Raw genomic sequence first — 21,613 nt, 5'->3', positions numbered from 1 at the left:
CATGATGAACCCTGTTCCATGGCTCCAGATGACAAACATGATCTCATATCAGGGACTTGTTCGCACCTTCCCTAACACCTCCGAAATGCGTGACGGTGCTGACATCAGCATGGCAAATACCGATGTTGTGAATATGTCTCGCTCATGAATTGGGTCGTTGGCAAAAATTTCTGCCAACGCATTGAGGGCAATATCACTTGGAAGTTTCTTTTCCCTATTTTTCTTCGCCTCTCTACCTGTTTTATTCTTGTCGTCAGCACGCTTAATTGGATTGACCCAATTGTGCACTGCACTTGATACAAGCTGGTGTTCGACTACAAACTTAGCCAGCCGCTCAATCTCTCGACCGCATTGATATGCTGAGCCATCTGAGTAGTGCTGCCTTGCTAATTCAGCGGCTTCATCAAGCACGGAAATCGACAGGCCCTCAATATTTGCGCTCCCAGTTACTTGAAGCAATGCAGCCTCAACCGCTCGGAGCGCCTTACTTTCATTCTTTGTCCCCGTGAGACGATGCCCCTGCTGGTAACGGAAATAGGCTTTGGCGAAATCAATGAACGCTGGGTCTTGTACCTCTTGAGGTTTAGGTTTGCGAGTAGTGATGCCCAACTTGGAAAACACAGTTATGTTTGGCCAAACAGGATCTTCCCACTTGAGGTCAGAACCAAATACGGTCAGTTGATGTCGGCACTTGGCTATGAATGCTTCAAGATTATCTGTTGCTGTCAGCGTAGCCTTTGGCTTGAACTGGAAAGTCTCAGCCATTGGTAATTAATCCCTGTTGGCTAAGCTCTTCACGACGAGAAGCACAACGCATGATCACGTCTGCCACCGCGATGATGCTACGATCAAGCACAGCAGCAATCTGGATGTCGCCAGTTATCTCTTTCACCCGTTCACGCTCATTAAGCAAGCCCTGATAGACATCTTTATGTGGGCCATCCAGCCATGGCTGAAAATGCATGCAAGTGTAGCAAGGAATCGGGACATTCGCGCCACAAAAGCCATGTTCGCCACAAGTACCAACACCCTGACCCATCTCGGTCCGAATACGGCTGGTAGGATCGTTCCCTCGCTGAGCATCCCTCTCTGAATCGACAAGTACCCCGACAAATGCCTGAGCGTATGGCGCCAATTGAAGCCCAATCGCCTCATCCAGCTTTTTCACATGCTCGGGGATATTTTTGACGTAAACACCTGCGTTTTGAGTATCGGAATGGTCAAGCAGTTCCGCTATTACCAACTCGCCAAAACCCTCACGGGCAGCCCGTGTGCCCGTGGTATAACGAAAACGGCGAGCATTGATATTCAATAGATCACCAGTACGTTCTGACCGGATATCTGATTCTTCTACGATTAAGTGGAATGTTTTAGTTATCACTGAAGCGGCGATATGGAGTTTGTCAGTGGCAATCAGTTGGCGGAATTCATAAGGGGATTGGATGGTCGCTAGCACATCAAGATCAGGAAACAGAGGGATCTGCTGCCGGTCAGCTTCCTGCAATTCAATCCCGAGACGATTCTCAACCAGAGCAACAGCATTCTTTGCCTGAGCACTCAGGACTGCCCATAGTTCGAGAGTCATCGCATAGGGCTTGAAGCGTTCGCGAAAAAAGCTATTACGTTGCTTGGCTCGCGGCACATTCAATACATAGAAGGGTTCACCCTTTTCATTTTCTCCGCAGAGAATATCAACCACGCGCAGCTGCGAGATCTGGATTGAGCGACGCCCCGTATGACTGACGCTAAGAGCCATAGCCAACTGAGCAATGGTAATTAAGCTCTTTTCATAAGCTCGTACAACCGCCTCGTTGAACGCTTGAAGTTCATTATCCGTCAACGGCCCCTCTAGAGGATCCAATCGCTTAACCGCATCCCCCTTACGCACCCCTTTTAGCCTCCATCCATCAAGTAAACACACCACGTTCTTGCTAACACCGGAATAACCCAGCTTGTGCCACTGTCGCAGGAAGGTGCGAACAACACCTAACCGATATTCATGAGCCGCATCCAAAGAAGACCTGTATCCAATCAACATGACATCGTCAATACGAGTAGCTTTAGTTGCACGAATCATTGCTAAGAAACACCAGAAACTACTATGTACGTGAGCAGCAGACATGTTCCTTGCATAAAATGACAGTGTATAAAGAGCCCCCTTCAGAGACTCTGGTTCCAGAAGTCCATGTAGCACTCCAACCGGAATAGAGGTGTTTTTATCTAGCCGCCATTTTTGATCATGCAGCATAAAATAGTATCCGTTCGCCCTTGCCGAGATTCGCTCGGGATCTAATGCTGGTAAGATGCTATTCGTCATCATTCTTCAAGTCCTCAGGCAAGCGAGTACCGTTAGCTTTTTGTAATGCCAAAGCGGCCTCAAACCCTTTTTGCTGAATGAAACGCTTGTTGTAAGTCGCTGCGGTTCCTGAGCCCGCCCTCCAACCCATTAAGTACGAGCGGACTTGCTCTTGGCGTTCCTCGCTGACTTGCTCATCCATGGCATCCATTCGCTCTGAAAACTTGCGATTCCATGTGTGACGGAGCGAGTGCCCTGTTGCTGCATACAATTGCGGCGAAACGGCCCTGACCACGGTAAATATTTTGTGATACCCCCCCTTGGAGATAGGGTTTCCCACAGTTGGCCCACGCTTGTAAGTCACGAACAGGTAGTCATTTTTCTTCGCATTTCGGACATTACGACGATCTTGGGTGATATAACGATGCAGTTCTTGAACTAAGGATTCAGCCAACGGTAATAGCCGCTCTCTAGTTTTAGCATTAGGCTCATTGGTTCTCGAATCCGCTCGTTCATCTGCTCGCCTCACGACACGGATCCTGTTCGTGCTAAAATCGATATCCTGTATTCTGATGTTTAACAATTCACCACCTCGAATACCAAGATAAAACAGAAGCAAGATCATCAGTCGATTGCGACGCTGGACATCTATTGAGAAAGGGTTTGACTCTGATCCAGGCTGGATGAGTTCAAATAGTGCATCCAATTGAACATCACTCAATGACCTGTCTTGCAAATCACTGTTTCTGCCCTTTTTAGACGGTCGCCGCATCTTTGTCTGCTCCGCCATGGCATTGATCTGTTCAACAACTTCCAATTCTGGCGTCTTTAAGATATGCATCGCATACCAGCGTAAGTAGTTGGCAAAGGTTGTCAGCCGAGAATGCTGTGTCCCGTTATCAACGGTATTGATCGTTGCATCTTCCAACCAAGGTTTAGAGGGCACCATCAATGGCTTCTTTCCTTGCTTGCACTGAGCAAAATCGCGCAGATCGTCCAGCTCATGTGGCTTAAAGAAGTCTTTGTTCAAAAACCGCTGCTCAAGGTTAATGCCTCGACGATCTACAAAGCGTAACAACAAGACTAGGTTGTTAGCAGCAGCTAGCGTTGTTGAGAAAGCATTGCCTCTATTGCGGATTTGGGTTGTTAAAAACAAAGTTGGGTAATACATGGGAAGGCCAGTAGCACGATCCACCACCATGCAGTAGCGCTCGCCACTATCCATGACAAATGTTGTAACTCTGTAGTTCTTTTCCATGCGCCCACAACCCATAAACATTACATAATTACAAGGTACACTACATGTTAAACATCACCAATTGATACAAGACACTTTCTCCCGGCGTTAGAAACAAAAAACCCCTGCTTTAACAGGGGCCTATGCGTCAATTCTTTACATTTTGTTCTAAGGTCAATCTCAGAACGGAATGTCGTCGTCGAAGTCCATCGGCGGCTCATTGTACACCGGCGGTGCAGACTGTGGCTGCTGGGCCGGACGAGCATAGCCGCCCTGTTGCTGCATGTTCTGCTGCGGAGCCTGGGCAGGACGCGCCTGGTTCATCGGCTGCTGGGACTGCATGCCCTGCTGCTGACCCCAGTTGCTCTGAGACTGGCCACCCATGCCCTGACCGGCGCCGCCTTGCGGACGGCCACCCAGCATCTGCATCACGCCGCTGAAGCCATCGACCAGCACTTCGGTGGTGTAACGCTCCTGGCCGCTTTGATCCTGCCACTTGCGGGTCTGCAGCTTGCCTTCAACATAGACTTGGGAGCCTTTCTTCAGGTACTCGCCAGCCACTTCAGCCAGCTTGCCCATGAAGACAACGCGGTGCCACTCGGTACGCTCTTTCTGCTCACCGGTCTGCTTGTCACGCCAGGTGTCGGAGGTGGCCAGGGTGATGTTGGTCACGGCACCGCCGCTCGGCATGTAGCGCACTTCCGGGTCTTGCCCCAGGTTACCGATCAGAATGACTTTATTGATGCCTCGACTGGCCATAATCTCTCTTCCACCCTTTATATACCGGCCGGGCCATATGCCCGGGCCAATTCAACATATCGTTTGTTTTCTGTGAGATAGGCGACACTGCTGGGCGGCCCCGCCACTCATGTGATGACTGTGTCCGGTTCAGCGCGCCAGTTGGCCGCTTCCCCGTTTTCAGATTTTGCCCGCAATAGTAACAGTTGGGGAGAAAGAGCGCACATCTTCCTGACGCTCCATCCCGTGTCCGCCGAACGAAGGATTAACTTACACGAGGCCGACCTTGGCCAGCAAGTGAGCCGCAACGGGGAGTCATATCATCGAACGGTCAAGACGAGAAGGGGGGGCCGGAGGCCGGTGTGACAGCCCCTGTCCGGCCAGGGGCCAGTATTTCACCCAAATGGGGGGGCTCGGCTAGTTATTTGTATTGCTTGGAAAATTGGTGAGTTTCAAAGGAGGCGCATCGGCGTCTAATACTTTTTTAATGCTGCAGCCTGCGGGGGGCTTGGTACTCTCTGCTGCCGAAAAACACCATGGCCGGAATGTTCAAGGACCAGCGCTTCATGATCACCCCATATCCCATCGTATTGGTAACCGAAGACAATGCGCAGGCGACCAGCTTTCAGAGCTACCTGGCCGAACAGCTGGCTCTGCCCATCCTGCTGGTGAGTGCACTGGAAGCCCTGCCTCAAGCGGATGAACTCGAGCCGCATCCGTTGTTTCTGGTGGATCTGGATTACCTCAAGTCGAGCCAGCAAACGGGGTGGCCACGGGAGATTTCCAGCCGCTTCGGGGAAGCCAATACCGTGCTGCTCAATGCCCCCACCAGTACGGATCGGGAGTTGCTGCTGATGTGGCCCCATACCAGCGGGCTCTTCTTCTGTCAGGATCCGCTGGATCGGCTGGTGCTCGGCATTCGCAAGGTGCTGGAGGGGGAGTACTGGATCCCGCGCCATCTGCTGTGCGATCTGGTCAACTACTACCGCAAGGGCGGGGAACACCACCTGCGCAACCAGACGCTGCTGACCGTGCGCGAGCAGGAGATCATCCGCTACCTGATGACGGGGGCCTCCAATACCGAGATCGCCGACAGCCTGTTCGTGAGCGAGCACACCATCAAGTCCCACCTCTACAATGTCTTCAAGAAATTGAACGTGAAGAACCGCCTGCAGGCGGTGAGCTGGGCCAAGGAGTATCTCTGAAATCGATGGGGATGATGGATAAAACCTGTCTATTCATCCAGTAGTCTCTATGCCATACTGACTCGCTCAGGTTTCCGTATCGAGCGTGCAACAAGATGGAAAAGATCGTGGTCCGGGGTGCTCGCACCCACAACCTCAAGAACATCAATCTGACCCTGCCCCGCGACAAGCTGATCGTGGTCACCGGCCTCTCCGGTTCGGGCAAATCCTCTCTGGCGTTCGATACCCTCTATGCCGAGGGGCAGCGCCGCTATGTGGAGTCACTCTCCGCCTATGCCCGCCAGTTCCTCTCCCTGATGGAGAAGCCGGACGTCGACCATATCGAGGGGCTCTCGCCCGCCATTTCCATCGAGCAGAAGTCCACTTCCCACAACCCGCGTTCGACCGTCGGCACCATCACCGAAATCTACGACTACCTGCGTCTGCTGTTCGCCCGGGTCGGTGAGCCGCGCTGCCCGACTCACGCCATTCCGCTCGCCGCCCAGACCATCAGCCAGATGGTGGATCAGGTGCTGGCCCAGCCCGAGGGGAGCAAGCTGATGCTGCTGGCCCCGGTGGTGCGCGATCGCAAGGGGGAACACACCAAGCTGCTGGAAAATCTGGCGGCCCAGGGCTACATCCGTGCCCGCATCGATGGCGAGGTGTGCGATCTCTCCGACCCGCCCGCGCTGGAGCTGCACAAGAAGCACACCATCGAGGTGGTGGTGGATCGCTTCAAGGTGCGCGATGACCTGGCGCTGCGTCTGGCCGAGTCGTTCGAAACGGCGCTGACCCTCTCCGGTGGCATCGTATTGGTGGTGCCGATGGACGGGGAGGAGGGGGTTGCCCCCATGACCTTCTCCGCCAACTTCGCCTGCCCGGAGTGCGGTTACTCCATGTCGGAGCTGGAGCCGCGCATCTTCTCCTTCAACAATCCGGCCGGTGCCTGTCCGACTTGTGACGGCCTCGGGGTGCAGCAATATTTCGACCCGGCCAAGGTGATCGGCGATCCGGCCATCAGCCTGGCCAATGGCGCCATCCGCGGCTGGGACAAGCGCAGCTTCTACTACTTCCAGATGCTCAAATCCCTCTCCGAGCACTACAAGTTCGATCTGGAGACGCCGTGGGAGGATCTGCCGATCAAGACCCAGGAGGTGATCCTGCGCGGTTCCGGTCGCACCGAGATCGAGTTCCGCTACATGAACGATCGCGGCGACGTGGTGGTGCGCAAGCACCCGTTCGAGGGGATCCTGCACAACATGGAGCGGCGCTACCGGGAGACCGAATCCAACTCGGTGCGTGAAGAGCTCTCCAAATACATCGCCAACAAATCCTGTGCCAGCTGCGGTGGCAGCCGGCTGCGGGAGGAGGCGCGTCACGTGTTCGTCGACAACCGCAACCTGCCGGCCATCGCCGAGCAGTCCATCGGCGATGCGCTCGCTTTCTTCGAAGGGCTGAACCTCACCGGCCAGCGCGCCCAGATTGCCGAGAAGATCTTGAAAGAGATCGTCGAGCGGCTTGGCTTCTTGGTGAACGTGGGCCTCAACTATCTGAGCCTGTCGCGCAGCGCCGAGACCCTCTCCGGCGGCGAGGCCCAGCGGATCCGGCTGGCCAGCCAGATCGGTGCCGGTCTGGTGGGGGTTATGTATGTGCTGGACGAGCCCTCCATCGGCCTGCACCAGCGCGACAACGAGCGGTTGCTCAAGACCCTCACTCATCTGCGTGATCTCGGCAACACGGTGATCGTGGTGGAGCACGACGAGGACGCTATCCGCCTCGCCGACCATGTGCTCGACATCGGCCCGGGAGCTGGGGTGCACGGCGGCGCCATCGTCGCCCAGGGCACGCCGGAGGAGATCATCAATAATCCGGAGTCGCTGACCGGTGACTACCTCTCCGGCCGCAAGCAGATCGCCATTCCCGCCGAGCGGACGCAGCTCACCGGCAAGTGGCTGAAACTCAAGGGGGCGAGTGGCAACAACCTGCGCAACGTCAACCTGGATCTGCCGATCGGAGTGATGACCTGCGTCACCGGCGTCTCCGGCTCCGGCAAGTCGACCCTGATCAACGACACATTGTTCCGCATCGCTCACCGCGAGCTCAACAAGGCCACCGAGTCCACGCCGGCGCCTTATCGCAGCGTGGAGGGGCTGGAGCATCTGGACAAGGTGGTGGATATCGACCAGAGCCCCATCGGCCGCACCCCGCGCTCCAACCCGGCCACCTACACCGGCCTGTTCACTCCGATCCGCGAGCTGCTCTCCGGCACCCAGGAGGCGCGCTCGCGCGGCTACCAGCCGGGCCGCTTCTCCTTCAACGTGAAGGGGGGGCGCTGCGAGGCCTGTCAGGGGGATGGCGTCATCAAGGTGGAGATGCACTTCCTGCCGGATGTCTACGTGCCGTGCGACGTCTGCAAGGGCAAGCGCTACAACCGCGAGACCCTGGAGGTGAAGTACAAGGGCAAGAACATCCACGAAATCCTCGAGATGACGGTGGAAGATGCCCGCGAGTTCTTCGATCCGGTGCCGGCGGTGGCGCGCAAACTGCAGACCCTGATGGACGTGGGCCTCTCCTATATCCGGCTCGGCCAGTCGGCCACCACACTCTCTGGCGGTGAGGCGCAGCGGGTCAAGCTGGCGCGCGAGCTCTCCAAGCGGGATACTGGTCAGACTCTCTACATTCTGGATGAGCCGACTACCGGGCTGCACTTCCACGACATCCAGCAGCTGCTCAAGGTGCTGCACCAGCTGCGGGATCGTGGCAATACCATCGTCATCATCGAGCACAACCTGGACGTCATCAAAACCGCCGACTGGATCGTCGATCTGGGGCCGGAGGGGGGCGCCGGCGGCGGTCGCATCCTGGTGACGGGGACGCCGGAGCAGATGAGCCGTTGCGAGGATTCCCATACGGCCCGCTTCCTGGCGCCGCTGCTGGCGCGATAATCCGTTCAATAATGTGACAAGGGGCCCTGGGCCCCTTGTTTTTATTGTGGTAATTCAGTGACCTCCAGACGGGCCGATACTCCATACTTGGGGCAAGACCCTTCCCGTTTCGCATTGCCATTCAAAGGATATTGGCGTTCATGGCTCAACCGTCCCGCTCCATCGATCATTTGCTGGCCTACTCCATGTTCCCCGTCTGGGCTGGCGCCATCCTGATGCTGCTCATCGTGATCGCGCTGGCCCAGGTGCCGGCGGCGCAGCGGGTCGAGGAGCGGCGGATGCAGGATCATCTGCAGCGGGTGGTCAGGGCCGTGTAGGGCGACATCAATGCCATCAATGCCTTCACCCGGGATTGGGGGATCTGGGACGAGAGCTATCACTTCCTGGCCAGGCCCAATCAGGGCTATATCCACTCCAATCTGCTGGTCGACACCCCGATGCGGGACTTTGAGCTCAACGTGTTGAGTTATATGGATTTGCAGGGCTCTGAAATCTGGACTCGCACCCTGCTGCCGGAGGCGCTTGATACGGACACCACCCTGCTTCCCTTCTTTCTGGATGACCTCAAGCTGCAACTGCTGCGTGAATCGCGGCAGGGGGGGATCCACAGTCTGAGCGGGGTGAGAGGCTCGTTATGGGGGCCGCTCATCTTCTCGCTGCAGCCGGTGACCAATACCCTCGGCGATGCCAAACCCAATGGCTATCTGCTGGCAACCCGTTGGCTGGATGAACGCTATCTGGACGATCTGGCGGCGCGGACCGCGCTCGCCTTGACCATTGCCCAGCCGAGAACTGGCGAGCATCTGGGCTCTTTCAAGCCGTTCAAGCCATACATGAGCTACCGGTTGGTGGATCTGGGGTTGCAGCGTGTCAGGGGAGAGGGGTTGCTGCTCGACAACGACGGCACCCCCGTCTTGACCCTGATTGTGGAAGAGGAGCGTGACGTGTTGCGGGGGGCGATGGAGGGGGCGATCTGGACCTTCATCGGCATGCTGCTGATAAGCTTCGCCTGCATTCTGATGGCGCTGTCCCGCTTGCGCGCCATCGTGCTCGGGCCGATCGGCGAGCTGGTGGGGGCGCTGCACAAGTTTGCCGAAAAGCAGGATGTGAGCGTGTTGCCGATCATCGACAGCAGTCAGGAGATGGCGCTGCTCAGTCGCAAGTTCCGGGAGATGGCGGCCAGGATCAGCTTGCACCACAGCGCCTTGCAGGCTTATTCAACCCGGATGGAGACGGCCGCCTATACGGATCCGCTGACCCACGCCTTCAACCGGCGCTACCTCGATGAATGGTTGCTCAATCGCGATGCGCTGGCGGCAGGCAGGGTATTGCTGATCCTGGATCTGGATCACTTCAAACAGGTCAACGATCGCTTCGGCCACGACATCGGCGATCTGCTGTTATGCCAGCTGGCAGAGTTGCTGCGGGGGGCCCTCGCTGAGGAGGAGCCGCTGATCCGGCTGGGTGGCGAGGAGTTTTTGCTGCTGCTGACGGGAGATGAGCCGACACGGGTTGCCCAGCGGGTCGAGCGTCTGCGCCGCAAGATTGCCGACTGCCGCTTCGGGCGCGAAGAGTTGCCGCTCTGGATGACGGCTTCACTGGGATTCTGCGATTACCCCCTGCATCGGGAGCTGGAGGACTCGTTCTGGAATCTGAGCTTCAAACTGGCGGATATGGCGCTGTACCGGGCCAAGCAGGAGGGCAGGAATCGCTGGCACGGATATAGCGGGGAGCTGGGGCCGGCGCAGTGGGATTTGAACCCGGAGCAGATTGTAGCGGGGGAGTGGCTGCGGTGTCAGGCGTCTCACACTAGCCAGTCGGCTTAGTGGGTCAGAATTAATAGCGCCATGCCGAGAACGAATCCCAATAAAATAAACAGGAAGGAGCCAATACCCCAGATGGCCGCCAGTATGGCTACTATTTTGTCCCTTCTGGTTTGTGGTTTCATAAAGAATTTCTTACAGCCCGGCTACATGGCTCGCAAAAATACTCTGGTTGAGCGAGTGAAACAACCGTTTTTAGCCGTTTAAAGCTCCGATAAAGTGTATTTAAATTATCCTTTAATGTGGCTGGTTTGATTTTGAATTGACGTATCAGTATGTTTTTATTGTTTATTCTGCCAATTATCAGCCATATCTCGGGGGCTTTAAGCTGCTGTACACATCTATCTATTTCTTGGTAACGTTTGAGCTAAATCAATAACTCCGCATTCACATCCCTTTATAGTTTTCAGGCTTGCAACATATAAAACGAAAACTAAAAGGAAAACGTGATGAAAAAGATCCTTCCTCTGATGATCGCGGCCGCGCTCGCTTCTCCCGTCGCCATGGCCCACCAGGCTGGTGATATTCTGGTGCGCGGCGGCCTGGCCTTTGTTTCTCCGCAAACGAGCAGTGACAACGTGCTGGGTACCGGCGAGCTGGAAATCGACAGCAATATGCAGCTGGGTCTGACGCTCTCTTATCTGATCACTGACAACTGGGGTGTCGAGTTGTTGGCAGCCACACCCTTCTCCCACTCGGTATCCACTGCCGGTCTGGGTGAAGTGGCCAAGGTCAAGCACCTGCCGCCGACCCTGATGGCGCAGTACTACTTCGGTGATGCCAACAGCAAGGTACGCCCCTATATCGGTGCCGGTATCAACTACACCACCTTCTTCGATGAGCAGGGCCGCGGCGCGCTGGATGGCACCGACGTGAGCGTGGACTCCTCCTGGGGCATGGCCGGTCAGGTTGGTCTGGACATGGCGATCAATGATCGCTGGTTCGTCAACGCCTCCGCCTGGATCATGGATATCGATACCGACGTGCACACCGCCGTGGGTACCATCAACACCTCCATCGATCCCATGGCCTTCATGTTTGGTGTCGGCTATCGCTTCTGATAGGACACAGGGTTGGCCCCCCCACGGGCCGTTACAGCTAGCATGTCTCTTTGGCCCGGCACAGTCCGGGCCCTTTTACGCGCAAAGCGTCCCCCGTCAACTGTGATCCAACCCCATATAGATCAATAAAATACCCTCGGTCTCCCCTCTATAATTCGCCCCTTGTGCCGATAGTGTCTATGTTCACGTTACCTTTCCCCCACGAGTGAGGATGTCTCCATGGGTTTATCTATTGTGCAGCGGATCATCGCCGGATTTGTGTTGATGCTGCTGCTGTTGATCCTGCTGGGTGTGATCAGCACCCTGAAGATCAGGGGCATCAACGATGGCTTGTCACAGGTCTCCGACCGGGCAACCCCGTTGGTGATTGCGGTGGCCGGCCTGAAAGGCGCCCTGCAGGACAGCAACCGCTGGGTGCTGGTCTACCGGACCAACGAGGATGCAAGCCAGCTGCCGCAGCTGGCCAGCCAATTCAAGGAGCAGCAGGCGCGTTTCAGTCAGCTGAGCCAGGAGATGGACAAGTTTAGCGGGGTGGCCGAGGCCGGCTCTCGTTTTCAGCAGGTCGATACCGCCACCAAGCAGTTCTACGGCCTGGCTGAACAGGTGCTCTCCCAGCACAGCCAATGGGTCAATGCCCAGGATCAGCGCCACAAGCTGGAGATTGCCTTCATCCGGCTGGAAGACACCTACCAGTGGGCTGCCGATCTGCTGCTGCAGCAGACCGCCAGCAAACGCTCCATGCGCAACAAGGCTGAACTCATCACCTCGGGCATCGCGCGCGATCTGAAGAATATCCGTCGTGCGGATGCCAAGACCGATCTCAACGAGCTGGAGAAGGTGCTGAGTAAGGACATCGAGATGGCCCGCAAGCGGCTCGATCGGGTGCTGGTGCCGGATGACGTGAAGCAGCGCTTCGTCTCCAACCTTGACCGGATGCAGGAGCTGGCACTTGGCCAGCAGGGACTGCTGGCGACCATGCGCAATGCCCAGCAGCTGGCTGCCTCGTTGCAGACCCTCAATCAGCAGCTCGATGCCAGCTTGATCAACAGCCTGGGCCTGCTCGACGAGATGGGACAGTCGGCCGGCTCGATTGCCAGCCAGAGCCGCACCACGGCGGATGATGCGGTCAGCAGCGCCAGCTTCTGGATCCTGGTGGTGGCCGCCATCTCGGCCGCCGCCGCCCTCATCATCGGCTATACCACGGCGCGCAGCATTCAGCGTCCGCTGCAGATGATCAACAAGGAGCTGGATTACATGGCGGCCGGGGACATGACCCGCCGCATCAACTATCGCAGCAGCTGCGAATTCGGCGCACTCTCCCGCTCCATCGATACCCTGGCCGGCAAAACCGGCGAGCTGCTCTCCCAGATCAATGCCGGTTCCCGCCATCTGGTGGAGGAAGCGAGCCGCGCCGCCGAGATAAGCGAAAGGGCCGTGTCCCGGGTACAGGATCAGAAGAGTCAGACCGATCAGGTGGCTGCCGCCATCACCGAGCTGGAGGTGAGTGCCACCGAGGTGGCCCGTTCCACCGATGGCACCAAACGGGAAGTGGATCTGGCCGATGATGAAGCCCGCAGCGGTCGCCAGAAGGTGGCGACCACCCGTCGCATCACGGAGCAGCTGGCAGGCGCTATGGAGGAGGCTGTTGGCATCACCTACAAGCTGGGTGAGTTCAGCAACAACATCGGCAGCATCCTCGACGTGATCCGCAGCATCGCCGAGCAGACCAACCTGCTGGCGCTGAACGCCGCTATCGAGGCGGCGCGGGCCGGCGATGCCGGCCGTGGCTTCGCCGTGGTGGCAGACGAGGTGCGGGCACTGGCCAACCGGACCCAGACCTCGACCGAAGAGATCCAGGCGATGATCGAGAATCTGCAGAGCTCGAGCAAGCTGGTGGTGGAGGTGATGGGGCGCAGTCAGGAGCAGACCCACAACTGTGTCGAGCAGACCCGGGAGATGGATGCGGCCCTGCAATCCATCGCCGACCGGATGAGCGCCATCAAGGCGATGGCGGATCAGGTGGCGCACGCCGCCCAGGAGCAGATCTCGGTCAGCCAGGGGGTGGCCCGCCATATCTCCGGCATCGCCGAGGTGGCCTACGAGACCGAACGGGAAGCGCGGGAGTCGGCTGGCAGCAGTGAAGTGCTGGCGGATCTGGTCGCCAAGCAGCAGCAATTGATCGCACATTTCAAGGTTTAGGAGGGCTTATGTCTAACAAGTGGATCGGGGCCCTGAGTCTCCTGTTGTGTGGTCAGCTGATGGCCAGCGAGCTGGTGATCGAGAGCTGGCGGATTGATGACAAGGCCTTGTGGGAGCAGAAGATCATTCCTGCCTTCGAGGCCTCCCACCCGGGTATCCAGGTGAAGTTCAACGGGGTGCAGAACGTCGACTACATGCCGACCCTGTGGGCCAGTCTGAAAGAGGGCAAGGCGGGGGATCTCATCACCTGCCGGCCGTTTGATGACTCGCTCGCCCTGTTCAAGGCGGGCCACCTGGCGGAGCTGACCGAGATGTCGGGGATGGAGAACTTCCCAAGTTTTGCCCAGTCACCCTGGCAGACCGACTCCGGCGCCCAGACCTTCTGCGTGCCGATGGCCTCGGTGATTCACGGCTTCTTCTACAACAAGAAGATTTTCAGTGAGCTGGGGCTGAGCGTGCCGCAAACCCGGGATGCCTTCTTCGCGGCGCTGGACAAGGTGAAAGCCGATGGCCGCTATGTGCCGCTCGCCATGAGCGGCTCGGAAAGCTGGGTATCCTCCGAGCTCGGCTTCCAGAACATAGGCCCCAACTACTGGAAGGGGGAGGATGGTCGCCTGGCGTTGATCGGGGGGCAGGAGCGTTTTGACAACCCGCCCTACGTCAAGGTGTTCGAGGAGCTGGCGCGCTGGCGCCCCTACCTCGGCGAAGGCGGCGAGAGCCGCGACTATGCCGCGACCAACGAACTGTTCACCTCGGGCAAGGCCGCCTTCTACGTGGCGGGTTCCTGGGAGATAGCCCCCTTCACCGGCAAGGTGGACTTTGGCGTGATGCGCCCGCCCGTGGCAAAACAGGGCGATGGCTGCTTCTTTACCGATCACACCGACATCGGAATGGGGATGAACCCGGCCAGCAAGAACAAGGAGGCGGCCATGGCCTTCCTGCAGTGGCTGACCACGCCGCAGTTCGCCGAGCTCTATACCAACTCGCTGCCGGGCTTCTTCTCCCTCTCCAACCACTTCTTCGAGGTCACCAACCCGGCGGCGAAGGAGATGATGGAGTGGCGGGATCAGTGCGACTCCACCATCCGGGTGGCCACCCAGATCCTCTCCCGCGGTACGCCCAAGCTGGGGGACGAGCTGGCTGAAGTGAGTCAGGCCGTGCTGCTCGGCAAGATGGAGCCCAAGGCGGCAGCCGATCGGCTGGAGCAGGGCCTGAAGGGCTGGTATCCGCCTCATCAGGGCAACAAGGTGAAGGGGGTCGATTGCCAGTGTGATGTCCCGGCCGCCGCGCCCGCAGCATCGGCTGCAACTGCGACCACCGAGTCTTCTGCCGCTGCCGCGCCGTTGCCGGCTCCGTCGGCCGAGGTGGAGCAGGCGCTCTCCAACGAGCTGGAAACACCGCAGCAATAGCTGCCGGCAGATAAACAACGGGAGGCATCAGCCTCCCGTTTTCTTTGCTGTGAGTCTGTGAAGTCACTGCACCGAGTGGGGCCAGCGGCAGAGACTGCCGATGCGGGCCACCGGAGCGAACCCGAGCGAGCGATAGACGCGCTGGGCGTGATAGTGCTCGTCGGCCACTATGATGAGCCGGTCAACCCGCGTCAGCCCGTGCCTGGCAACCTGGCTCAGCAGCTGACGACACAACCCCTGATTGCGCCATGCCTGCCTTGTGCGCACCAGCTGGAAGCGGCCCAGAGTATCGGTGAAGAAGAGACCGCAACTGGCGACCAGCTGTTCCTGCTGCCAGATCCCCCACCACTGACCCAGCCCGTCCCCGATCATCGCCTGGTACAACTGGCGGCGTGACTGCAGATAGGGCAGGTAGCTCTGCTCCGAGTGGCCGGGATCCCGCTCCTCCAGTTCAAAGGCCAGCCACTCATCCCAGTCGGCCGAGGTAAAGGGGCGCGCAGCCACCGTCGCGGCTGGCGGTTGCCAGTCGGTGGCCTCCAGTGCCAGCACCACGCACTCCATGTACTGGTATCCCGCCGCCACGAAGCCGGCGACCCGGCTGTTCTGACCTGCCGCGAGAGGCCACTGGAAGGTGCGGTGTCTGACCCGGGGATCCTGCCCGATCAGCTTGTCGAAACTGGCCTCGAGCCAGCCTTTGTCGTGATCGCTGGGGGGAAAGGGGAGCAGCAGATAGTTGCCGAAGTAGTAATCGGGAGCATCGGGGGTGCGCACGGCCCAGAACTGCTCATGGTCGACCACGTTGCCTTGATAGCGATCGAACAGCAAGTCGGTGGCAAAGCCGGGGTGGGTGTCCATGATGATGCTCCTGCGAATGGTTCAATTGGTTATCGGCAGGAAGGGGAAGAGGTTGAAAAGGGGCCGGAGAAACCTCCGGCCAAACAATCACACGCAGATTCAGAACGTCCAGGACGATCTGCGTTCATCATAACGCGACTCGCCGGATTTTGGGATGGGGTGCCAATCGTTACTTTGGCTTTATTGCCAAATAAAAATCGGCGGCCTTCCTCTCGCTGTAAAACAGTGTTGACTTTGTGCCATTTTCTCATAAAGATAGAAAGACGTTTAGACGTCCAAACATCCGTTTTGACGTAGAGAAATGGATTGCAGGGCAGGGAGAGAGCAGATGGGATTTCACAGCGCACGTCAGGTTGAGGCACTCAACCAGAGTCTGGCAGATTTGAGTGGCGACATATCGGTCAGTTTCGAGTTTTTTCCGCCCAACAGCGAAGGGATGGAAAATACCCTGTGGCAATCCATCGAGCGCCTGAAAGTGCTGGAGCCCAAGTTTGTGTCGGTGACCTATGGTGCCAACTCTGGCACCCGGGATCGCACGCACAAGGTGATCAAGGACATCAAGGAGCGGACCGGTCTGATCGCCGCCCCGCACCTGACCTGTATCGACGCCAGCCGCGATGAGCTGCGCACCATTGCTCGCGATTACTGGAACAGCGGTATCCGCCATATCGTGGCGCTGCGCGGCGACCTGCCCCAGGGGCTGGAGAAGCCAGAGATGTATGCGACCGATCTGGTGGCCCTGCTCAAGGCCGAAGCGGACTTCGATATTTCGGTGGCCGCTTACCCGGAAGGGCACCCTGAAGCGCGCAGTGCGCAGTCGGATCTGCTCAACCTCAAACGCAAGATTGATGCCGGTGCCAACCGCGCCATCACCCAGTTCTTCTTTGACGTCGAGACCTACCTGCGCTTTCGGGATCGCTGCGCCGCCATCGGCATCGATGCCGAAATCGTGCCGGGGATCCTGCCGGTTTCCAACTACCAGACCCTGGCCAAGTTTGCCGGCTTCACCAACGTGAAGATCCCGCGCTGGATGCATCAGCGTTTCGAAGGGCTGGATGACGATCAGATGACCCGCAACATGGTGGGGGCCAGCATCGCCATCGATCAGGTGCGGGTGCTGAGTCAGGAAGGGGTGAAGGATTTCCACTTCTATACCCTGAACCGCTCCGAGCTGACCTACGCCATCTGCCACACCCTGGGGGTGAGGCCGAAAGGCCAGCCGTAACGGATCGCGGGTACAAAAAAAGCCAATGAGTTGCTCATTGGCTTTTTTGTTATGGCGACCAATCAGGGTCTGGTGGGGGCGATCTCTTTGGGTTCGAGATCGATCACCGCATTGCCGGCGGCGCCGGGGTACTGGTGATAGCTCTGGTCCTGCTCCAGGGTGTAGAAGGTATCCAGATAGTCATCGTTGTTGGTCATCCAGGAGTCGGGCAGCGCCTTGACGATGCGACCGCCGAGATCGAGGAAGGGCAGTGCCTCGGGCACGCCGCCAGCCGTGAAGGCCAGCTTGAGGGCATTGATGAACAGGCCGCTCAGCTCCTTGTAGTTGACGTTGTCGTCCTGCTCCATCATGACGATGTCGACGGCACCCCAGCGATAACGATCCCAATAGACCAGGATCTGGTTGGGGGTGTAGTCGGTGTTGTCATAGTCGAGATAGGGCATGTCGACGATGTCGACCACGGGCTCATCCCGGCTGGGATTGACCCCTGCGACGACCGCATACACCTCGGCCGCACCCAGCAGCCAGGGCTCCTGATCATCCTTCAACCGAATTTTCTTCAGGATGCTGGTCTTGAGCGGGGCCGTGCTGGCAGCCGCACGGGGAGCCACCTGCATGTCGGCGGCAGCCAGTGCCTTGCGGATCACCTTGAGGCCGGCATTCTTGGCCTTGACGGGATCAGCTTCCACGACCAGGACCGGACGGGCCGGTGCCTTGTCCACATCCAGATAGACGGGGTTGCCGGCGCTGTCAAAGGCTTCGATGGCGCTCCAGCTCTTCTCATCTCCGCTCGGCACATAGGCGACCAGCGGCTCGACACCCTGCTGCAGCGCGGTGGCCTGTTCCGGGTTGGCCAGTCGCAGCTGCATCAGCTCCTTGACCTCGCCGTCCAGCCCTTGCCGGCTGATGGCTGCCTGGTTGGCATCCCGAGCCTGGCGTTTCAGGCGCGGACTGGCCTTTTGCAACAAGTTGGGCAGCGGGCTCTGGTACTCCTGATTGCTCAGCAGCGGCAGCAGGTTCTTCTGCTGCAGCGCGAGCTGGCGGGCCAGCTCCCGATCGGTGTCGGCAGCGTGGGCGGTGGTGGCGCCCAGCAGTGCCAGTAACAAAATGACAGCCTGATTCCTCATTATTATTCTCCAGTTTATGAGTCTGACATGAGGCCCGCATCGGGGAAGAAGAAGTGCCTCGACACCACTTAATGGCAATTAGTTTCAGCTGTTAACCAATTTTTCTGAATTATGTGCGGTGTCTCACGGGGGGCTCCCCAGATGGTCAGGTCAGTTTCTCCGCTGGTTGACTTGATAGAGGATGATGCCGACGAGCAGTCCCCAGCAGGCGGCACCGATGCCGAGCAGGCTGATGCCGGAGGCGGTGATGATGAAGGTCAGCAGGGCAGCCTCACGGGCATCGTCGTGCTGCAATGCGGTGTGCAGGCTGCTGCCGATGGTGCCGAGCAGCGCCAGCCCGGCGACACAGGTCACCAGTGCCGCCGGGAAGGCCGTGAACAGCGCCGCCACCGTGGCCCCGAAACAGCCAGTCAGCAGGTAGAAGCCGCCGGCCCACACTGCCGCGGGCCAGCGCCGGTTGGCGTCCGGATCCACCTCTTTCCCCATGCAGATGGCCGCAGTGATGGCCGCCAGGTTGAAGGCATAGCCGCCGAAGGGCGCCAGCAGCAGACCGGTGAGGCCGGTCCAGGTGATGAGGGATGAGGTGGCGGGCTGATAGCCGTGGGCCCGCAAAATGGTAATCCCCGGCATGTTCTGGGAGGTCATGGTGACGATGAACAGTGGCAAGGCAATGCCGAACAGGGCACCAAGGGAAAACTCTGGCCAGGTCATGACCGGGCCGGCCAGTTGCCAGTGGATGGTGTCAAGCTGCAGCTGGCCTCTCAGCAGACAGATGAGGATGCCGGTCGCCAGTACCAGCACCATGGTATAGCGTGGCCAGAGATGGCGGCCGAGCAGGAATGCCAGCAGCAGGCTGCCGAGCAGCAAGGGATCTGCCGGGGCGACCTTGAACAGATCCAGACCGAACTTGAGCAATACCCCGGCCAGCATGGCCGCCGCCAACTGGGCCGGGATATGGCGCATCAGCCGATCGAACCAGCCGCTGATACCGCACAGGGTGATCAGCAGAGAAGAGATAACGAAGGCGCCGATGGCCTCGGCCAGGGTGAAGTTACCCAGGCTGGTGATGAGCAGGGCGGCACCCGGGGTCGACCAGGCGGTCAAGACGGGGATGCGGTAATAGAGGGAGAGGCCGATGCAGCTGATACCCATGCCGATACCCAGCGTCCATAGCCAGGACGCCAGCTGGGCAGCATCGGCTCCCGCTGCCGTGGCTGCCTGAATGATCAGGATGACCGAACTGGTATAGCCGACCATCACGGCGATGAAGCCGGCGACCAGATGAGGAAGGGCAAAGGGCATGGTGACGTCCTTGTGGGGTTGTGACGGTTTGTGCGTTATTACGTACAATATTGCTTCAGACTATATCTTTGTGCGCTATAGCGCACGAGGCGATTCAAGAAAGTACAACAAAGAGGCAGTCATGCAAGAGATGAATCAGCATCTGGCCCAACGTCTGAAGGGCTTGCGCAGCGAACTGGGCTGGAGCCTGGATGTAGCGGCGCGGGAGACGGGAGTGAGCAAGGCCATGCTGGGCCAGATTGAACGGGGGGAGTCGAGCCCGACGGTGGCCACCCTGTGGAAGATTGCCACCGGCTTTCGAGTTTCTTTCTCCAGCTTCATCGAGCCGACCCCGGCAGAGCAGGGGGAAGTGCTCTATCGCACCGCAGATGCGATTCGCCAGCAGCCGGCGGGAGAGGGGATGCAGGTCGCCCCTCTCTTCCCTTATGAGGGGCGTTTTGGATTCGAACTGTTTGAGCTGACCCTGTTGCCCGGTTATCAGCGAGAATCAGAACCCCATGAACCCGGAGTGACCGAACATGTCATCGTCATCAGTGGCCAGATGGAAGTGCTGGTTGAGGGGGAGTGGCGCTCCTTGACGCAGGGGGAGGCGGTGCGCTTCGTGGCCGACCGCCCCCATGGCTATCGCAATCTGGGAGTGGCTCCTGCCATCTTCCACAATTTGATCCACTATCCGGCCAGCAGATCTTGACCCACCCGGGTCAGCCTGGGCGCCCATCAGCCCGGGGGCTGGTCAATATGGGAGCATAGACCCAGACAAACAGACCATATGCCAGGCTCCAGGCCAGGCCGCTCAGGTTCCAGCCGTGCAGGGTATAGGCGGGCCAAAGCAGCGGGATCACGACCCGGATCAGGGCTGCCATGATCACCAGAGCGAGCGCGCACTGGATCCTGCGCCCTACCTGCAAGGCCCGGCCACTGTGACCAAGGGAGACCCTGGCTATCATCCCCAGGATCATGGTCCCCATGCAGCCGGCACTGAGCAGGTGGCTGGCCAGCGACAGGCTGATGGGCAGGCCGGCAGCCAGAGCACCAAGGGCGAGCAGACCGAGAGGAATAAACAGGTAGGCGAGGTGCAGTGACCACAAGAGGGGTTGGCCAAGGGTGGAAGGCAGCCGCCAACGCAACTGGCGCCACAAGTGCAAAACGGCCGCCACTATATATAGAGGGAGCAGGTAGAGGCTGGTGGCCCATGGGGTGGGCAGCAGCAGCCAGCTCACCAGGGTGAGCCACAGCGTGGCAAGGGCAGCGCGCTCCAGCCAGAGAATTGGGACGGCTTTTTCCATCCCGGTGGCTCTGGCGGTAAAGAAGGGGATGACTCGCCCTCCCATTACGGCGATCAGGGTTGTAAACAAGAGCACCGTAGTAATGAGCAGATGTTCCATATCAGCCCACTGCGCCTGCCACAGCCAGCTGGCGGCGTTGAGCAGTGTCAGCACGACCAGCAGAGGCACAAAGAAGAGGTTGCGCCACTGCCTGGTGACCACGATGGGTTTGGCCAGATACCAGGCGCAAAGAGGCAGCCAGAGCAGATCTGCCGCCATCAGCAGGGTATTGTGTTCGCCCAGCCAGGGCAGCAGGGCCCTCGGCAATGCCCACAGCACGACGACCAGCACCAGGGGCCAGCTTCTAACCCCGGGGTGAGCGGTCCAGTTTTGCACTGCCGTCAGCAGGAAGCCCGCGACGATCGCGGCTCCGAAACCAAACAGCATCTCATGGGCATGCCACCAGATGGGGTTGCCAATCCCCGGCATGACGAACCAGCCATTGAGCTGCCCGAGCCAGCCCAGCATCGCCAATGCCGAGAACAAAGCGCCGAACAGGAAGAAAGGCCGAAACCCGAGGCGGAACAGAGGAACGATTTTCTCCTCTTTGCGGCTATCCAGGATCTGGTGCATGAATGAAACCTAAATTGAACATTTGAAAAGCCAATTATAAAGTGGCTTTTCAAATGTTCAATTTAAATCCAATGAAAGCCCGAAATGGTGGTGATGCGAGCGAAATAGAACCGCTTTGCTGCATATCTGAGCGAACGGTTCTTTTCGGTGAAAAAGCCCTTGTCATCTCGGCGCGGCTCCCTATAATGCGCCCCTACCAGCACGGCAGAACACGCCAACCTGATGAGCCAGCTTCCTTGCGAAGTGGGCGCCGAAAGAAAAGCGAAAACAATCGCTTGACTTTCGAAGTGAGAAGCGTAATATGCGCCTCCTCA

At 58.5% G+C, this 21,613-nt stretch carries 18 protein-coding genes; 9 read left to right on the top strand and 9 right to left on the bottom strand.

The features are described 5' to 3' along the window. Nucleotides 1-48 precede the first annotated feature (48 nt). The 4 genes from PG881_RS22445 to PG881_RS22430 all read right to left on the bottom strand — a co-directional run bounded on the left by PG881_RS22445 (nucleotide 49) and on the right by PG881_RS22430 (nucleotide 4,292). Nucleotides 49-765 (bottom strand): hypothetical protein, encoded by a 717-nt coding sequence (locus PG881_RS22445; protein ID WP_270802982.1) that lies wholly within the window; start codon nucleotides 763-765, stop codon nucleotides 49-51. Next, nucleotides 758-2,320: a site-specific integrase gene (locus PG881_RS22440; protein ID WP_042889248.1), complete on the bottom strand. Its 1,563-nt coding sequence runs from the start codon at nucleotides 2,318-2,320 to the stop codon at nucleotides 758-760. Before PG881_RS22440 ends, PG881_RS22445 begins: the two co-directional genes overlap by 8 nt. Then, complete coding sequence (locus PG881_RS22435) at nucleotides 2,307-3,554, bottom strand: tyrosine-type recombinase/integrase (protein ID WP_010635909.1); 1,248 nt, start codon at nucleotides 3,552-3,554, stop codon at nucleotides 2,307-2,309. Before PG881_RS22435 ends, PG881_RS22440 begins: the two co-directional genes overlap by 14 nt. A gap of 159 nt (nucleotides 3,555-3,713) precedes the next feature. After that, on the bottom strand, nucleotides 3,714-4,292 hold the full coding sequence (locus tag PG881_RS22430; RefSeq protein ID WP_219282220.1) for a single-stranded DNA-binding protein: 579 nt from the start codon (nucleotides 4,290-4,292) through the stop codon (nucleotides 3,714-3,716). Nucleotides 4,293-4,816: 524 nt separating this feature from the next. On the opposite strand from PG881_RS22430, the gene PG881_RS22425 reads away from it, so the two are divergent. From PG881_RS22425 to PG881_RS22410, 4 genes are all read left to right on the top strand, one after another. Continuing rightward, complete coding sequence (locus PG881_RS22425; RefSeq protein WP_011707638.1) at nucleotides 4,817-5,476, top strand: LuxR C-terminal-related transcriptional regulator; 660 nt, start codon at nucleotides 4,817-4,819, stop codon at nucleotides 5,474-5,476. A 95-nt stretch (nucleotides 5,477-5,571) separates the two neighbouring features. Further along, entirely contained in the window at nucleotides 5,572-8,400 is a 2,829-nt protein-coding gene (gene uvrA / locus PG881_RS22420; RefSeq protein WP_270802975.1) for an excinuclease ABC subunit UvrA, read from the top strand. A gap of 140 nt (nucleotides 8,401-8,540) precedes the next feature. After that, entirely contained in the window at nucleotides 8,541-8,717 is a 177-nt protein-coding gene (locus tag PG881_RS22415; protein ID WP_270802973.1) for a hypothetical protein, read from the top strand. A gap of 6 nt (nucleotides 8,718-8,723) precedes the next feature. Continuing rightward, nucleotides 8,724-10,226 (top strand): sensor domain-containing diguanylate cyclase, encoded by a 1,503-nt coding sequence (locus PG881_RS22410; RefSeq protein ID WP_333563430.1) that lies wholly within the window; start codon nucleotides 8,724-8,726, stop codon nucleotides 10,224-10,226. Here the strand turns inward: PG881_RS22410 and PG881_RS22405 are convergent. Next, nucleotides 10,223-10,348, bottom strand: coding sequence for a hypothetical protein (locus PG881_RS22405; RefSeq protein WP_017410807.1), 126 nt, complete (start codon nucleotides 10,346-10,348; stop codon nucleotides 10,223-10,225). The genes PG881_RS22410 and PG881_RS22405 overlap by 4 nt on opposite strands. Nucleotides 10,349-10,672: 324 nt before the next feature. Here PG881_RS22405 and PG881_RS22400 point away from each other — a divergent pair, with 324 nt between their 5' ends. The 3 genes from PG881_RS22400 to PG881_RS22390 all read left to right on the top strand — a co-directional run bounded on the left by PG881_RS22400 (nucleotide 10,673) and on the right by PG881_RS22390 (nucleotide 14,892). Beyond that, complete coding sequence (locus PG881_RS22400) at nucleotides 10,673-11,284, top strand: OmpW family outer membrane protein (RefSeq protein WP_011707635.1); 612 nt, start codon at nucleotides 10,673-10,675, stop codon at nucleotides 11,282-11,284. 219 nt (nucleotides 11,285-11,503) lie between these two features. After that, nucleotides 11,504-13,483: a HAMP domain-containing methyl-accepting chemotaxis protein gene (locus PG881_RS22395; RefSeq protein WP_029305191.1), complete on the top strand. Its 1,980-nt coding sequence runs from the start codon at nucleotides 11,504-11,506 to the stop codon at nucleotides 13,481-13,483. A gap of 8 nt (nucleotides 13,484-13,491) precedes the next feature. Next, nucleotides 13,492-14,892, top strand: a complete 1,401-nt coding sequence (locus PG881_RS22390) for an ABC transporter substrate-binding protein (RefSeq protein ID WP_270802969.1) — start codon at nucleotides 13,492-13,494, stop codon at nucleotides 14,890-14,892. A gap of 63 nt (nucleotides 14,893-14,955) precedes the next feature. Here PG881_RS22390 and PG881_RS22385 read toward each other — a convergent pair whose 3' ends face one another. After that, on the bottom strand, nucleotides 14,956-15,747 hold the full coding sequence (locus PG881_RS22385; RefSeq protein ID WP_270802967.1) for a GNAT family N-acetyltransferase: 792 nt from the start codon (nucleotides 15,745-15,747) through the stop codon (nucleotides 14,956-14,958). A gap of 328 nt (nucleotides 15,748-16,075) precedes the next feature. Here PG881_RS22385 and metF point away from each other — a divergent pair, with 328 nt between their 5' ends. Continuing rightward, nucleotides 16,076-16,972, top strand: coding sequence for a methylenetetrahydrofolate reductase (gene metF / locus PG881_RS22380; RefSeq protein WP_005306036.1), 897 nt, complete (start codon nucleotides 16,076-16,078; stop codon nucleotides 16,970-16,972). Between the two features lie 62 nt (nucleotides 16,973-17,034). On the opposite strand, the gene PG881_RS22375 is transcribed toward metF, so the two are convergent. Continuing rightward, on the bottom strand, nucleotides 17,035-18,099 hold the full coding sequence (locus PG881_RS22375; RefSeq protein ID WP_270802965.1) for a DUF3103 family protein: 1,065 nt from the start codon (nucleotides 18,097-18,099) through the stop codon (nucleotides 17,035-17,037). 150 nt (nucleotides 18,100-18,249) lie between these two features. Then, nucleotides 18,250-19,401, bottom strand: coding sequence for a benzoate/H(+) symporter BenE family transporter (locus tag PG881_RS22370; protein ID WP_118880241.1), 1,152 nt, complete (start codon nucleotides 19,399-19,401; stop codon nucleotides 18,250-18,252). 121 nt (nucleotides 19,402-19,522) lie between these two features. Here PG881_RS22370 and PG881_RS22365 point away from each other — a divergent pair, with 121 nt between their 5' ends. After that, complete coding sequence (locus tag PG881_RS22365) at nucleotides 19,523-20,092, top strand: helix-turn-helix domain-containing protein (RefSeq protein WP_270802960.1); 570 nt, start codon at nucleotides 19,523-19,525, stop codon at nucleotides 20,090-20,092. Nucleotides 20,093-20,102: 10 nt separating this feature from the next. On the opposite strand, the gene PG881_RS22360 is transcribed toward PG881_RS22365, so the two are convergent. Next, nucleotides 20,103-21,299, bottom strand: a complete 1,197-nt coding sequence (locus tag PG881_RS22360; protein ID WP_270802958.1) for an NnrS family protein — start codon at nucleotides 21,297-21,299, stop codon at nucleotides 20,103-20,105. Nucleotides 21,300-21,613: the final 314 nt, after the last annotated feature.

The sequence above is a fragment of the Aeromonas sp. QDB54 genome, from assembly GCF_027707385.1.
Lineage (GTDB): Bacteria > Pseudomonadota > Gammaproteobacteria > Enterobacterales > Aeromonadaceae > Aeromonas > Aeromonas hydrophila.
This window is presented reverse-complemented; position numbering and strand designations above follow the sequence as displayed.